The following is a 15739-nucleotide window of genomic DNA, read 5'->3' as shown; positions in this document are numbered from 1 at the left end:
AATTAGATACTTGAAGTTTTCAAAACTTCTTACCTCGGGAAATAGATGTTGATAGGCAAGACAGTATTCGTCTACAAAACTGACTGTAGAGACTGCTGGGCGGGGTACGACCATACATTTTAACTATTTGATGACTTCAGGAATATTATACTAGGGCTAAAGTGATGAAAGAGCGTTATTGAGTCTGGGAATGACTATCTCGGTGCCTTAAAAGGGAATCATAGCCATTTTCATAAGCAAATTAAGGAGAAATTTCAATCAGAATTCCATATTAATACCGTTGAAACGGGCCACGGACGAGTGGAACGACGAAGTGTGAGTTTGTGGACAGGCTGGCATGGACTATCGGAGAGCGAAGACTGGGCCGGACTACGAAGTATCATTCGAGTCACGAGTTATCGACACCTGTTAAAAGGTGAATATATTCAAATTAAGAAGCCTGAAACCAGGTACTACATTAGTTCATTGGATGAAACGGTGGAACAATTTGCAACTAGAATTCGCGATTACTGGGGCGTTGAAAATAAGGTCCACTATGTCCGAGATGTGACCCGGCGTAGAAGATGCTTCTAGAGTTCGAGTCGGCGAGCTCCCGGCCATTTTTGCAATTGCTCGTAATTTAGCACTCAATCTTTATCGAGAAGCTGGAGAAACAAATATGGCACAGGCACAACGGCTCGCGGGCTATGGTCTAGACGTTTTGAAGAAGCTGTTTAGAATGAAATAGCCCTGAGTTTAATCAGCATCAACCAGCAAATTTATTGTTCTGCGGTTGAGGAAGTACGATCGCCCGCACTCAATATCAAATCCACACTGACTGTAAAATTAGGAAATGCGATCGGTGCCACCTCTTGACCAGGGTACAAGTTTAGTATTAAACTATAACCGTTTGGTGTTGGCTGGCGGTAAACTTCCAAGCTGTTTTCCACTAAATTAACCAACCAAACCTCTTGAATGAGCGATCGGGCATAAATAGGAATTTTGACATTTCTGTCATTATCCACTGTACTGTCAGCGACTTCTACCAAAAGCAACACTTCTGAGGGAACTGGATGTGCTGTCTCGTAATCATCATCGCGAAATTGGAGCAATACTACATCAGGTTGCGGTTCAGTACGTTCGCTTAACTGAACAGGGTTTTGGACATCAACAATAACTCTATCTTCTGGTAATCGGTGAAAAAGTCGGTTAATTCGTCTCACAGCAGTTGCGTGACGAGTTCCAATAGCAGCCATTTGAATAATTTCTCCTTCAATGAGTTCGACGCGCTCAGCTTCAGAAAGAATCCCTGTCTCACCCATTAAATGATATTCTTTCACCGTAAAAAGGCGTTTTTGAAGTTGAACGGACATCGCAATTCTCCTTTTTGGAAACTCCTTTTAATATAACCTTAAGTAAAGTACGCCATCAGCACCATAGTTTTGGGCGAGCAGGATGCCCGCCCCCCAAGAAACGAAACAGCTTTAGGATTAAGTAAGGTGCGCTATCAGCACCCTACGAATTAATCCTATTAGCTTTGGGCTACAGGTTCCTTAGCCAAAAACTTCTCTAGTTCCGTCAAAGCATCGGCATCAACCTTAGTCTGCATCGGACAGAACTTAGGCCCGCACATTGAACAGAATTCAGCAGTTTTGTAGATATCCGCCGGCAAAGTTTCGTCGTGATATTCCTTTGCCCGTTCTGGATCTAATGACAGCTCAAATTGACGGTTCCAATCGAAATTGTAACGCGCTTTCGAGAGTTCATCATCGCGATCGCGCGCACCCGGACGACCCCGTGCAATATCCGCAGCGTGAGCCGCGATTTTGTAAGCAATCAGCCCGTTTCGGACATCCTCAGCATTCGGCAATCCTAAGTGTTCCTTCGGCGTCACGTAACACAGCATTGCAGTACCGTACCAACCAGCCATCGCCGCCCCAATTGCTGAGGTAATGTGGTCGTATCCAGGCGCAATATCTGTCACCAACGGCCCCAAAACATAGAAGGGTGCTTCGGAACATTCCTCCATTTGTTTCTTGACATTAAACTCAATTTGATCCATCGGAACGTGGCCCGGGCCTTCCACCATTACCTGCACGTCATGTTCCCAAGCTTTGCGAGTTAATTGTCCCAAAGTTTTGAGTTCAGCTAATTGAGCATCATCCGACGCATCGTGAGTGCAACCGGGGCGCAGAGAATCTCCCAAACTAAACGAAACATCGTATTTTTTGAAGATTTCAATGATGTCGTTAAAGTGAGTGTAGAGGGGATTTTGTTTGTGGTGATGCAGCATCCACCGCGCCAAAATGCCGCCGCCGCGAGAGACAATCCCCGTAATCCGATTTCTCACCAACGGCAAATGCTCGATCAAAATTCCGGCGTGAATAGTTTGGTAATCAACACCTTGTTGAGCGTGTTTGTCAATGATGTGAAGAAAGTCATTCGCCGTCAGACTTTCCATATTACCGTGAACGCTTTCTAAAGCTTGGTAAATTGGTACAGTACCGATCGGCACCGGTGAAGCTTTGATAATTGTAGTGCGAATTTCATCCAAATTGCCGCCGCCGGTGGACAAGTCCATCACGGTATCAGCGCCGTATTTCACTGCTAGTTTAAGCTTGTCAACTTCTTCTTCCATATTGGAAGAGTTGGGAGATGCACCGATATTAGCATTGACTTTGCATTTAGAGGCAATGCCGATCGCCATCGGTTCTAAATTCGTGTGATTGATATTAGCCGGAATAATCATCCGTCCCCGCGCTACTTCGGCGCGGATAAGTTCTGGCGGGAGATTTTCTCGCTTAGCAACAAAGTGCATTTCCTCAGTAATTACACCTTGGCGGGCGTAGTGCATTTGAGATACATTGGTGTGCCCCTGACGCTTCGCGATCCATTCGGTACGCATATTTAATTTCCTTGATAAACAGCTTCCCTCCGCTGGTATTACCCAGACTCAGGTTCTAAGGGTGTTTTCTCAGCCCGGATATTCGGGCACCCCTAGCTAAGCTGTTGATTGTATCACCGATTTCTGTGCGCGACGCCAGCAACTAAGGAAATCTTAATATTGAGAGATAGATGAGGCGAGCGATCGCCCTTTTGGGGCTTCTGATATTTCTACTGTTTAAAAAGTGCGATCGTACCCCATTTAACAATCTAAAAACCATCACACCTCATCAGGATTAATCCCCATTTCGCGCAATTTGACTGCTAGGCGATCGGCGCGTTGTTTTTCTTCCTCCGCGCGAAGGCTTTCTTGTTGTGCGCGAAGGCTTTCTCGTTCTGCCCGCAGGTGTTCTTCTGCCGCACGTTCCTCTCCAATTAACAGCAAATTTCCTTCACTATCCCACCAACGCAACCAAGGTAAATTCATCTCATCATATTCACCTTGCCAAATTCCCAACTCAACTCCAAGCTGAGGAATCGGATAGCGACCGCGCTCATTTACACTCATGCGCTGATAGCAATTGTCTTCTAAGTGATACATTTCTACAGCAGCTTTTTTCACTTCATAAATGCCGTAGTAAGGTACGCGAATCGCCTGTTCGTAAACCCAAAATTTTCCCACCTTTTGTTCTTCGGCTTGACCGGGTTCGGGCGGCGGCGTTCTATCTCGCTCTTCTGCACCGTTGCCCGACACAAATTCCAAAACAATCAGCGGTGCAACGTATTCTTTCCACAATACATAAGAACGTCGCACCTCACCATTTAATAGTGGCGGAACATTCGGCACATAAAACCAATCTGGTGCTTCCGCACCGCGTTCGAGAGGGTCAGTTAAACGCCAATAAATCCCACAATCTTGACCGATGCGATAGCGTCCGTCAGGATGAATTCGTTGCAAAATTGGTCGGAGTGAATCAGTGAGAATAATGCTTTGAGGAAGTTCTTGAAAGTTTTTCACAAAAGTACCATCGGACTCGGGTAATTCAGTGTGGTCTGGGAGATGGGTGACTTCCAATTCAAATGGTTTGGCAATAGTCATAACACTTGCGCTGATTTGAGGAATTAAACTTATTATAGTAGAAGGAAGTTCGGCAACGGATTCTGTAACGGATGTAACGGAGGTAACGGATATAACGGATGTCAGGTAGAAGGTAGAAGCCGAAATTTGGCGATTTGAATTACCCCCTAAATTAGTAAAATTCAATAATAGAAAAAATTTCTATTAACCCAATATAAAATCAACGCTCACTTCCAATTCGGGAAAAGCCAGCGGCGCAACTTGTTGACCGCGCCAAAACTTGAGCATTAAACTATAACCGTTCGGGCCGGGCTGACGGTAGACTTCCAAACAATTTTCCACTAAATCTACCAGCCAAACTTCCTGAATGAGCGATCGAGCGTAAATGGATACTTTCACATCTCTGTCATAATCAACCGTACTATCTGAAACCTCAACTAACAGCAAAACTTCAGACGGTACTGGATGGGCTGTGGCGTAGTAATCAGCGCGAGGTTGCAGCAATACCACATCCGGTTGAGGTTCAGTCCGCTCAGTCAACTGGATAGGGTCTTGGACACCCAGAGTCGCCCGATCTTCTGGAATGAGGCTGAAGCGCCTGGTGAGACGCTTAACAGAACTTGCGTGACGAGTACCAATTGCAGCCATTTTAACAATCTCTCCTTCTATGAGTTCTACCCGATCGCCCTCGGAGAGAATACCCGCCTCAGTCATCAAATGATATTCTTTTACTGTAAATAACCGTTTTTGAAGCTGAACAGACATATAACTATTCTCCTTGTTTGCAGCTTACCTAAATTTACCATAAAAAAAACGCCCCAAACGGAGCGGAAAAAAGAGGAAAGATTTAGATGACAAACCGTAGACCAAAAGCATTTAAATGCCCGCTATCAAGTCGGTTTAAATACCGATTAATAACTGTATGTATGGTTCATCGCCAACTCTTAATACAGTTGAGTTTGAGTGTGATTGCAAAATTTTATCTCGATTCATAGGCAACAAATTCTCATCCATTGCCAACTGACAACTAGAGCTTGCCTCCCGATTCTCTGACACTTATGAATTTTGAAAAAGCGGATTTTGACTGAGTTTAAGTCTCTTTTCCGGCGGAGTCAATTTTGTCTGTATCCTGCTTTAATTCTGATACAATTGCGCCTCGATCGCGCCAAGCTTCCGCATTGTCAGGCTTGATGGCAATAGCTCGATCGTAAGCTGCCATTGCTTCCTCATACCGCTTTAATTCAGACAAGACTATCCCCACATGACGCCAAGCATCGTAGGAGTCGGGCTTAATAGCAATCGCTTTCTCATAAGCTGCGATCGCTTCTTCATGGCGCTGCAATTTGGCTAAAGATTCACCTTTACCAAACCAAGCTTCGTAACACTCCGAATTAAGGGTAATTGCTGATTCGTAAGAGGCAATTGCTGCTTCGTGCTGCGACAGTTTGTCGAAAGCTACGCCTCGGTTGTGCCACACTTCAAAATCCTCCGGTTTAAGGGCTATTGCTTTGTCGTAGGATTCGATCGATTCTTGATATCGCTGCATTTTTCCGAGCACAGCGGCTCTATTGTACCAAACTTCGTATTTTTCGGGCCGGATGCCGATCGCCCGATCGTAAGAATCAATAGCATCGCTGTAGCGCAGCAGTCTCCACAGCATATTGCCTCGATTGTACCAAGTTTCATATCTCTTGGGATTGAGCTCCAGAGCGCGATCGTAAGAATCAACTGCTGCTGCGTACTGCTGTATTTTGCCCAGCATCGCACCTCGGTTGTGCCAAATTTCGCTGTCGGTTGCTTTGATAGCGAGGGCGCGATCGTAACTGGCGATCGCTTCTTCGTAATGCTGCAATTGACCCAACAAAGCCGCTATACTGTGCCAACAACCGTATTTTCTAGATTCGCTCAAACTAGCTCGCTCGTAACAGGCGATCGCCTCTTCGTACCTGTGAATTTTTCCCAGCAAATACGCTTTGTTATACCAGACTTCGTAGTTATCTGGTTTAATCGATAGTGCTTGATCGTAACAGGCGAGTGCTTCTTCCGGGCGCTGCAATCTTATTAACACATTTCCGCGCCAATACCAAGCCTCATCCAAATTTTTATTCGCTAAAATAGCTTTTTCCAAGCAGCCTAATGCCTCATCATAATTTCCTTTAAAATAAAGCCCTTCGGCTTGCTTGATATAATCGTCAGCAATCAATTTTTCGTTGCTAGCAGGTGCAGTTTGCGAATTTTGGGAAGTGTTTAAGGGCGGTTGAGGTGCGATTTTGAGAGCTTCTTTGGCAACAACTGCGGGAACTTGGGAAATTTCTTGAACAATTTGAGATTTTTTCTCGTCAACTTCTGTCCGCAAAACTTGCAAGTGCATTATAAATTGAGATTTGAGAGTCTCAATTTGCTCGACGGAAGATTTGGAAAGTTCAGTTTCTCTAGTTAAAAAATCAATAGATTGTTTAGCTGCATTCATTTGCGATTCTAACTCATTCCTCAACTTTTGAGTCAGTTGGCTAGAATTTATGAGTTCTGATTCCAATACACCAATGCCTTGCAATCGTTTATTGGCATCAGCAACTAAGTGTTTGATTATCAGCCGTCGCATCATCCAAAAAAAGGCAATTGTCACTGGTGGAAATACAGTACCAAGAATTAGTAAAATATTGAGCAAAGTTATGGTACTATTAAAACCGTATCCAGATTCAGAACTGCCACTAGACGGGGAGATAAAAGCGAAAGCCTCGCGAACTTGAGGATTGCTTTCAACCCCAGTTTCGATTAATTTAGCCAGCCAAGTTTCTTGTAAAGATTTTGTTAGTTCATCGGCGGATGCAGCAGGAGTATTCGCCTTGGTTTTTGCAGTAGCAGATACATGGGGTTGAGCAGCCGCTACCAGCAAACCTGTCGGCGATTTTACACCAATTCGCGGGGAAAATTGTTCGTGGGCGATCGTCTCAGGCTCGCTAATTGACTCAGCCCGACGGGATACAGTAGTATTGGGGGAAAATTGTTCGTGAGCGATCGTCTCAGGCTCGCTAATTGACTCAGCCCGACGGGATAGCGTAGTATTTGGAGAAAATTGTTCGTGGGCGATCGTCTCAGGCTCGCTAATTGACTCAGCCGGACGCGATTCAGTATTATTTACCGCATCAACAAAGTTGCTAGCCTGCGGTGTCTCAGGAGAAATAGGATTTGCAGCAGGATTGGCGCTAGTATTAGCAGTTAAATTGTGGGATGCGAGGGCAGCCAGAGTCAAGAGAGCTAGATTAGAGACGCGCATAAACGTCAACTCATTTAGGAGAAATTAGTGCTTGGTTGTCAGCGATCGGGCGATCGACCTCATCGTCTCAGCAGTTAAAATAGCTGACATGAGGAATTCTGACTTACTATCTTCAAAATACGCGCGGAGTCTGACTTTTCAGGAAAAGTGCCAGTAATTCTGGCTGTGTAACTTTGATGAAAGAATATATTCTCCCGCCTCATGCGGTTGGATAACTTTCGGAATCATCATTAGGCGGGTAGGGCGGGGTTCACCAATCTGCACGATTAGCCAACTCTCCGGGTGAACCCCCTCCAACCGACCCGATTTTTAACTCTAAACCCCAGCTAAAACCGCTTCCGGCTGCTGATGTTCAACGGCCACTTCTTCTAAATCAGCACCGAAAATTTCACAGCTATTATTCGGACTTTCAATCAGCTTAATCTTGTGCAACTCTGCGCCCAATTCCCGAACGGGCGATCGCAACAATTGCCCGATCCGAACCGCAATATTCTCCGCAGTCGGCACAACGTTCTCAAAATAAGCAATATCCTTATTTAAAAAAGTGTGATCGAACGGTTCAACAACATAATCATCAACGGCTTTTTGCAAAGCTCCCAAATCAGCAATCATGCCAGTCCGCGCATCAATTTCCCCTTTAACCGTCACCTCTAAATGATAGTTGTGACCGTGACCGTTGGGCCGAGCACATTTGCCGTAAATCTCCGAATTTTCTTCAAAGCTCAAATCGGGACGAGCCAACCGATGGGCGGCGCTAAAATGAGTGGACAAAGTTAGATAAGCTTCCATTCCGTTTCCTAAATATTCAGCCCAAAGTTCGGGATGTTCAAATAATTGAATTTTGCTCACAGGCAAATGAGGGGCTAGCCGCAGCCAAATTTGCCGTGCTATGTTTTCGGTAGTTGGCAGAGTCTGCTCAAATTCCGGCCACGCTTCGTTAAGGTAGGAAAAATCGAGATCCTTGATAACTTCCCGCTTGATGACGTGCTTGACATCAGACAGGTTGAGCACCATGCCGTACTCGTCGAGTTCGCCTATCATGGAAACGTAAAGGACGTAATTGTGTCCGTGTCCCGGTGCGCGGGCAGTTGGGCCAAACCGCTCAAAGTTCTCGGCTTCGCTTAACTCCGGCAGCCAGTACCGGTGACTCGCCGAAAACTGTGCCCGACGATTGATGATGCACTGCATAAAAGTCAAGTAGGGTAAGCTTGTTAAGTTCTGTAAAGGACTTACTTCTTAAGGATAAACTAATTTTTGCTGGAATTTTTCGATTATTTGAGGGTGCTGCAAATGAATTTCTACCAATTTTCCAAATATTGGCCACAAGTCGCTCGATCAAGCAGCAGGGCCCCTTTTACGCCACAACACAGATATCCGGCAGAAAATACCGCTACCAAACAGTTTCTCGCCATCAGTTACTAACCCATCAGTTACGAGTCTTTGAGAGAGTGGGTGAAGCTGAGCTATTCCCAAGGGAATCGACTTTTTTGCCACACAGGACACTCCAGAGTTCGAGTTTTTCGCCTAAGCTCTGCAATAGTTAGCCGTTGGCAGTTCAGTTGCGCTCAAAACTAATCACCAATTACCCATTACCCAATATTAATGAATTCGATTACTGCACGAGCCGATCGCTTTTTTGAACATTTATCGGGTGCGATGACAACCCCGCTATTTTATATCGGGGACACTCATCTGTCCATCAGTGCGATCGTCAAACTGATAATCTTAGCTATATTTGCCTTGATTATAGCTAAGATTATCAGTGAAGGAATCAAGCGCAGCCTGCTAGTTCGGATGGGATTGGATCGCGGCAGTCGAGAAGCAATTTCTACGATCATTAGCTATATTTTAGCCTCTATTGGCTGTATATTCGTCCTGCAAGGTTCCGGCATCAACCTCACTTCTCTCACCGTCTTAGCTGGGGTTGTTGGCATTGGTTTCGGCTTCGGCTTGCAAAATCTCGCCAGCAACTTTATCAGCGGTCTCACCCTGCTATTTGAACACCAAATTAGAGTCGGAGACTTTATTGAAATAGACAAGTTATTAGGAACAGTAGAAACAATTTCGATCCGTTCTACAATTATTAAAACAATTGACGGTCTATTTGTAATCATACCAAATATTAAGTTTGTCGAAACTAACATTATTAACTGGAGTTACAGAGACCCCAGATGTCGCCTCCACATCCCCGTCGGTGTTGCTTACGGATCAGACCCAGTAATAGTTACGGAAGCGCTGTTAATTGCGGCGCGGATGGAATCGAATGTCTTGTCCCATCCTTCTCCTAAAGTATGGTTTCACGGTTTTGGAGATAACGCTTTAAATTTTGAACTTTTAGTTTGGATTGACCAGCCGCAGGAAAGTGATGCTATTAAAAGCGCGGTAAATTTTTTAATAGATTACGAATTGCGCCACAGAAATATAGAAATTCCCTTTCCCCAGCGGGATTTGTGGCTGCGAAACCCGCAAGAGTTAACTCAACTTTTTCACAATAACAAAGACGATAATTCCAACGGAAAAGTTTTTCCACAGAATGCCAAACATTCAGCAGAGTTAAAATCTAATTCCACCGTTTCTGAACCTAAAAATCCAGCGCCTAAATCCCCCAATAATTGGACGCTGCGAGATTTGTTGCGGCGGGTAACTTATTTTGAACAGTGTACGGATTTAGAACTGCGGCAGTTAATTGAATACGGCTACCGACAACTGTTTCCAGCGGGACAGGTGGTATGTAAGGAAAATGACCCTGGCGATTCTTTTTATATTATTCTTTCAGGTACTGTAGAAGTTCTTTCTCAAAAAGCCGGTCAGTATATTGCTACGCTTCACGAGGGCGAGTTTTTTGGGGAAATATCTTTGCTGTTGGGTACTCCGAGAACGGCGACTGTTAAAACTAGCGAAGATGCAATTTTGTTTGTGGTGGAACGTCACGATTTACAAAAACTTTTAAGAGAACAACCTAATTTAGCCGATCAGATTGCTCAAAAATTGTCGGAACGCCAGCAAGCTTTGAGAGATTTGGGATTGTTAGATGGCGACTCTCTGGAACAAACTCCTTTTATTAAAATTCGCAAGCGAATTCAAGTTCTTTTTGGGATTTGAAAGAGGGAAGTTCGGCAACGGATTCGCTCGACGGATGTAACGGATGTAACGGATGTCAGGAAGAAGGAAGAAGGAAGAGGGAAGAGGGAACAATCTGCTTTTTTAACTTTTAATTTTTAATTCATCTTGCGCTTCCCGCCGCAGTCTAGCGGCAATTCTAAACAGTTCTTGACCGGTGTGCAAGTGGCGATCGTCATAATTGAGGGTAAATAGCTGCAATTCTTCTATTCCGTCTCCGACTTGATTGATACAGTAGTAGAGATGGGCCGCAACTCCGGCTACATTAGATGGATTGGGCATCGATGTAAAAAAGTTATGAGCTTTTTTGAGAAACTCGCGGCTGGTTTCGATATAAAGTTGAAACTTTTCTATCAGTTCGTCATCAAACGGATCTGCGGACAACTCGTCTATTTCCTTTTTAAGGGGCTTCAAGATGCTGTTGAGCATTTTATTGACGGGTTTGTATACTTTAATCAGCCACTGTTCCATTAGTTCATCCGCGTCCCGTGCTGTTTGTGTTTGCTGGCGGCTGACGTTTGGTGCGACTGGTGATTGCTGTTCGGTTTGCTCGGAAAGTTGGCGATCGTAAGATTGTCTGCGCTGAGCGTCTCCTAATATTTCATAGGCTGCATTGAGGCGGACAATTTCTTCGTGACCCGCTGTGTCGCTGCGGCTGTCTGGATGAAATAATTTGACTAAACGGCGGTATGCTTGTTTAATCTCGGCTTGTGTTGCGGTTGGGCTAATCTTTAGGGTTTTGTAGTGATTGATAACGGAAGACACGCTGTTATTTCCTTGAAATCTGGATAATATGTGAAAAATTGCTTGACAAAAATATCATTTTTTGCTAATTTTTTAAGTATTTATCTGATATAAATGTCAAAAATTGTGAGTAAAAAACTTCAGTTTTCAACTTATCATAAATCTATTTTAGAAAAACATTGAAGCTTTGGAAGTGGTGAGCCGATCGACATTTGGGACTCCTACAGCGCTGTTCTCGCCAACAGTTAACTCCTTCTTTTATTTTCTCTTCCTTCACCACAAGAGCGCTCAGCGCCCGCTTCGCTAACACGCCGAAAGCGGTTCAAAAACAAGCGCCTTCAGAAATTCGGCATCATTCGCGATCGAGGGACCTACAATCTATCGCCATTCTTTAATCTACTAAAAAGCCAAGCAGAGCGTACAGTCTACGCCCTGCTCTCTATTTCGGCAACTTGGGCCGGAGGCTAGCCTAGTTGAGGGCCATCGCCAGATTGAGTTCTGGATCTTGGAACAAGGGAGTGCTGAGATAACGTTCGCCGAAGCTAGGCTGAATCATCACAATCAATTTCCCTGCATTTTCGGGACGCTTGCCGACTTTCACCGCCGCACATAGTGCCGCACCGCTGGAAATACCGGACAAAAGTCCTTCTTCTCTAGCTAAGCGGCGGCCATAGGCGATCGCCTCGTCATCCGTAACAACTATAATTTCGTCGATCGAATCCACATTCAGCACCGGCGGCACAAAACCAGCACCGATACCTTGAATTTTGTGAGGCCCTGGCTTTCCGCCCGACAGTATCTGACTATTGGCCGGCTCAACGGCGATCGCCTTAAACTCGGGTTTCCGCGACTTAATCACTTCTGCGACACCCGTAATCGTACCGCCAGTGCCGACTCCCGAAATCAGGAAATCCACCTCCCCGTCTGTATCTTCCCAAATTTCCTCAGCGGTTGTCGAACGGTGAACCTGCGGGTTCGCTGGATTCCGAAACTGCTGCAACATATACGCATTGGGAGTTGTGTCCACAATCTCTTGAGCGCGGCGGATGCAGCCGCTCATGCCCTCAATTCCGGGAGTCAGTTCTAGTTGGGCCCCGTAAGCTCGCAGCATCGATCGGCGTTCGGTGCTCATCGTATCCGGCATGGTCAAAATCAACTGGTAGCCCTTAGCCGCCGCCACCATTGCTAGAGCAATTCCGGTATTGCCAGAAGTCGGTTCCACTAAAACTGTTTTGCCTGGACTAATCAGCCCTTCGGCCTCTGCTTGATTGACCATATTGACACCGATGCGGTCTTTCACCGATGCTGCCGGATTCATGCCTTCGAGTTTTACCACAATCCGAGCCAAGCAGCCTTCAGCTTGAGGAATGCGGTTGAGTTGCACCAGGGGCGTCCGCCCTACCAATTCTGTAATGTCGCCAGCAATACGCATAATCTTTGTCAGTTTGTGGTTGAAAGTAAATGTTAATTCCTAGTTGGCAATATTTTAACTAGATGTAATACATGATATCGAGCTGCCGTCTGCCATTACGCTTTTCGCACAGATCCTGTAGCGTGTATTTGTGCAAAACTGAGTTGGCAATCGATCGAGCTTCTTGCCAAACTTCCCAAATCACCGCACTTTCTACAGTTTGAGCAGGCGAGTCTTTTTCAGATCGATCAAACTCTGAGCCTTCGAGACAGTTGATAATTTCTAGGAGTGTAATTTTCCACGGTTCCCTGGCTAAGATATAACCTCCCTTAGCTCCTCGCTGGCTGCGAATCAGCCCGCAGCGTCTCATGGTAGCCAGCAACTGCTCTAAATATCGATCGGGAATATTTTGCTGAGCCGCTATCTGGCGAATTTGCAGAGGCTCGCCTTCCTCGTAGCAATCGGCAAGCTCCAGCAAAGCTAAGATTGCGTATTCGCTTTTACAGGAGAGTTCTACCATAATTGCTTCAAATATCAGAATTATCTACTCCGAAGTCAGATGTTAAAATTCTCATCAATGTTGAGTTCCAAATTCTAACTCCTAACTTTACCTTTTATTATACCCCGGTTTTCCACTGAACTTGAGCGACTTTCATCACTTCATCCTTGGAACGATCGGCAATCTGAACCCAACAAACCCAGTTTCTCGTTTTGGCTCCCTCCGCTTCCACCACTGTTGTCTTACCTCAAGAAACTGGTTGTCTGCCTCTGTGACTGATAATTTTTAATTTTTAATATATTCTTGGCGCCCCCTTCCTCCCGCAAACAAAAAAGCCCTGCGCTAGGCAGGGCTAAACTTGGCCTTTAGAGTGGCCAGCAGAGAGGTTATAACCTCCCTGCCTCCTCTAACCCGCTCTTAGAACGTGAAAGTAGTTCTCAGAGTACCAATGATGATGTCATCATTACGGTCATCTTGATTAGGATTTGTCACCCAAATCACGCCCGGAGTAACAGAAATGTTGTCCGAGAGCTGAAACTTGTAGAAACCTTCAACGTGATAGGAATCATCGTTGCGGAAGCTCCGCAAACTCCTCGAAGCTTCAAGTTTATCCAAGTAAGGCTCACGACCTACCACGATCCCTAGCAAGTTGCCTTCTTTCCCTAAATCAGGCAAAGCCAAGGTGACAGCGTAGTTCCAGATTTTCGCATCGCCGATGCCGAGAATTCGGGCATTAGTTAAACCTGCCCAGCCGCCAAGGATAAATCTCGGGCTCAGTCGCAACGAAGCCTGAGCGCCGTAGGAGTTGCTGACAACTTTTCGAGCGCCGAAGCCTTCAAAGCCTTCGTTCAAACCGTTGAGAGAATTAGCCACGCCGGTACCGGTGAAACCGCCGGGGACGCTGGACCCGAAACCGTTGTCAAACCCAAAGTTACCTCGGTTAAAGTAACCGTGGTTGTAGTTGAAAGCAACTTGCAAGTTGCGTCCGGGGGTAAAAGTCAACTGACCCATCGCCGCGTAGTCGCCGTTCAACAAGCCTGCACCCCTAGCGGGACTGGCCGCATTTGACGCCAAATAACCGAAGGACAGAGAAGTGGGGCCGAACACGCCGCCCAGCAAGCCCCTGCCACCGAAGGCATAGTCAAAGCCGATACCTGACCCACCGCCCAAGCGATAAATCGGGTTGCGCTGTCCAAATGCGCTCAATGATCCGTTGCCGCCGTCAAAGTCTTCAAAGTAAGGGTTGACAGTCGGCATAATGTCGTCCCACACAACATTGTTGGCTGCCAGGGTTACGTTCAGTCGCTGACCGACGGGGAACTTGTACAGCAAGGTGTCGAGGGCAACAACGTTGTCGGTTCTACCGACTACGTTCCAAGTTTGAGTGCCTTCGCTGGTAGCCCCAAGGTTAAATCTTTGACCGTTGCCGACTTGAAGCCTGGTCAGCAGCAAGTCTCTGCCGGTGAAGCTCGTATTTAAATTGAGACGCACCCGCTGTTGGAAGACAGCTTCGTTATTGTTGCTGCCGATTCTTTCGCCGTCTCTGCCAAAAACGCTAACGTCGCTACTGAAGTCGTCGCTGAGGGCGAAAATAGCTTCCCCAGTCAGCTTGGTAGTGGTGGAGAATTGGTTGGCTTCGAGTTCGGCTGTCCGAGCTTCCAAAGCATCGACGCGACCGCGCAGGGTTGCCAGTTCCGCTGCAAATTCTTCTTGGAGCCGTTGGAGGGCTGCCAAGTCATCTCTCGTAGCGAAGTTGCCAGTGCCGCCTCTAATTAGCTCGCTCACCTTGTCTAAGCAAGCATTTAAACCGGCTGCGAATTCGTAGCGGGTCATTGCCCGGTTGCCGCGGAAGGTGCCGTCGGGATAACCAGCAATACAGCCGTAGCGCTCGACTAGGGATTGCAGTGCTTGGAAGGCCCAGTCTGTAGGCCGCACGTCGGAAAGTTGGGAAACTGAGGTAACTTGACCTTCAGTTTCGCTGCCGGCCGTACCTTCGGTAGTGTACTGGTTGAGCTGTTCTAATGTGGCGGCTGGGTTTTGCTCTTGTGGTGCGGCAGTTTGGGCTAAAGATTCAGCCGGTTGTGGCAAACTTTGTTCTGCCGACTCTGCCACTGCCGGGGCTGGAGTTTCTAATTGAACTGCACCGATTTGCTCTGGGAGAGCGGTAGCTGCCGGGGCTGGAATTTCTAGTTGGGCTGCCGGGGCCGAATTTTCTACTGGTTGAGCGACTGTTGGCTCAACTGCGGCTAAAGATTCACTTGTAGGTTGTGATGCCGCTTGGGGCTCTGCCTCAGCAGGGGCTGTGTTGGCTCCCACGATCGCACTTTCAGTTGCAGGCGTAGCCAAATCTTCAATCGCTGCGTGGGTTTCGCTGCCAGCGACTTGGGAAATTTCTTCTACTGGCTCGGAGGCTGCGGTTGTTTCGGAAACAGCAGCTAAAGCATTTAGTTTCGCTTCGGAGGTTTCAGCGGTTTCAGCTTTTGCGACAGCGGGATTGACCGCATCAGCAGCCTGCTGAGCGTCTGCTGCCATCGCGCTCGAAGAAACTACTAGGGTAGCTCCTAAGACTGCTGGGCTGATTAGTAAGTAACTCCACAAAAATTTCGACATATTCACTCTCATCCTCACACCGATTACAGAGAAACTTTTCTAGTCTTCTATGTGGTCAGTCGTTGCTCAACTAGCATACTCTAAAAAGAGACCTAAAATTCACTTTTTCTTTTGATTCTTTTGGGCTGACCGAGTATA

At 46.4% G+C, this 15739-nt stretch carries 13 protein-coding genes and 1 riboswitch; of the genes, 3 read left to right on the top strand and 10 right to left on the bottom strand.

Annotated elements, in window-relative coordinates; translation table 11 throughout:
* The first annotated feature begins 177 nt into the window (after nt 1-177).
* Nucleotides 178-573 (top strand): ISAs1 family transposase, encoded by a 396-nt coding sequence (locus tag QUA25_RS29545; protein ID WP_445242255.1) that lies wholly within the window; start codon nt 178-180, stop codon nt 571-573.
* Nucleotides 574-758: 185 nt separating this feature from the next.
* Here QUA25_RS29545 and QUA25_RS20020 read toward each other — a convergent pair whose 3' ends face one another.
* The 5 genes from QUA25_RS20020 to QUA25_RS20000 form a co-directional block, all read right to left on the bottom strand.
* The gene (locus QUA25_RS20020) at nt 759-1352 is read right to left on the bottom strand and encodes a Uma2 family endonuclease (RefSeq protein WP_333040816.1); all 594 of its coding nucleotides are present in this window, start codon (nt 1350-1352) and stop codon (nt 759-761) included.
* A gap of 158 nt (nt 1353-1510) precedes the next feature.
* Complete coding sequence (gene thiC / locus QUA25_RS20015) at nt 1511-2884, bottom strand: phosphomethylpyrimidine synthase ThiC (RefSeq protein WP_333040814.1); 1374 nt, start codon at nt 2882-2884, stop codon at nt 1511-1513.
* A gap of 7 nt (nt 2885-2891) precedes the next feature.
* Nucleotides 2892-2988, bottom strand: a riboswitch (TPP riboswitch).
* Between the two features lie 154 nt (nt 2989-3142).
* Nucleotides 3143-3961 carry a Uma2 family endonuclease gene (locus QUA25_RS20010; RefSeq protein WP_333040812.1) on the bottom strand — a complete coding sequence of 273 codons (819 nt, stop codon included), beginning with the start codon at nt 3959-3961 and terminating at the stop codon, nt 3143-3145.
* Between the two features lie 183 nt (nt 3962-4144).
* The gene (locus QUA25_RS20005; protein ID WP_333040810.1) at nt 4145-4705 is read right to left on the bottom strand and encodes a Uma2 family endonuclease; all 561 of its coding nucleotides are present in this window, start codon (nt 4703-4705) and stop codon (nt 4145-4147) included.
* Nucleotides 4706-5030: 325 nt separating this feature from the next.
* Entirely contained in the window at nt 5031-7217 is a 2187-nt protein-coding gene (locus QUA25_RS20000) for a tetratricopeptide repeat protein (RefSeq protein ID WP_333040808.1), read from the bottom strand.
* Between the two features lie 31 nt (nt 7218-7248).
* On the opposite strand from QUA25_RS20000, the gene QUA25_RS19995 reads away from it, so the two are divergent.
* A complete protein-coding gene (locus QUA25_RS19995; protein ID WP_333040806.1) occupies nt 7249-7374 on the top strand; it encodes a hypothetical protein in 126 nt (41 codons plus the stop codon).
* Nucleotides 7375-7532: 158 nt separating this feature from the next.
* Here the strand turns inward: QUA25_RS19995 and QUA25_RS19990 are convergent, their stop codons facing one another.
* Nucleotides 7533-8405: a 6-carboxytetrahydropterin synthase gene (locus QUA25_RS19990; protein WP_333040804.1), complete on the bottom strand. Its 873-nt coding sequence runs from the start codon at nt 8403-8405 to the stop codon at nt 7533-7535.
* A gap of 414 nt (nt 8406-8819) precedes the next feature.
* On the opposite strand from QUA25_RS19990, the gene QUA25_RS19985 reads away from it, so the two are divergent.
* Nucleotides 8820-10319 (top strand): cyclic nucleotide-binding domain-containing protein, encoded by a 1500-nt coding sequence (locus QUA25_RS19985; RefSeq protein ID WP_333040803.1) that lies wholly within the window; start codon nt 8820-8822, stop codon nt 10317-10319.
* Nucleotides 10320-10421: 102 nt separating this feature from the next.
* On the opposite strand, the gene QUA25_RS19980 is transcribed toward QUA25_RS19985, so the two are convergent.
* The 4 genes from QUA25_RS19980 to QUA25_RS19965 form a co-directional block, all read right to left on the bottom strand.
* Nucleotides 10422-11102 (bottom strand): J domain-containing protein, encoded by a 681-nt coding sequence (locus QUA25_RS19980; protein WP_333040801.1) that lies wholly within the window; start codon nt 11100-11102, stop codon nt 10422-10424.
* 448 nt (nt 11103-11550) lie between these two features.
* Nucleotides 11551-12513, bottom strand: a complete 963-nt coding sequence (gene cysK / locus QUA25_RS19975; protein WP_333040798.1) for a cysteine synthase A — start codon at nt 12511-12513, stop codon at nt 11551-11553.
* A 58-nt stretch (nt 12514-12571) separates the two neighbouring features.
* Nucleotides 12572-13012 carry an Rrf2 family transcriptional regulator gene (locus QUA25_RS19970; RefSeq protein ID WP_333040796.1) on the bottom strand — a complete coding sequence of 147 codons (441 nt, stop codon included), beginning with the start codon at nt 13010-13012 and terminating at the stop codon, nt 12572-12574.
* A gap of 396 nt (nt 13013-13408) precedes the next feature.
* Entirely contained in the window at nt 13409-15601 is a 2193-nt protein-coding gene (locus tag QUA25_RS19965) for an iron uptake porin (RefSeq protein ID WP_333040793.1), read from the bottom strand.
* Between the last annotated feature and the right edge of the window lie 138 nt (nt 15602-15739).

It is taken from the genome of Microcoleus sp. Pol17C6 (assembly GCF_036701145.1).
In the GTDB taxonomy this organism is placed as follows: domain Bacteria; phylum Cyanobacteriota; class Cyanobacteriia; order Cyanobacteriales; family Microcoleaceae; genus Microcoleus.
This window is presented reverse-complemented; position numbering and strand designations above follow the sequence as displayed.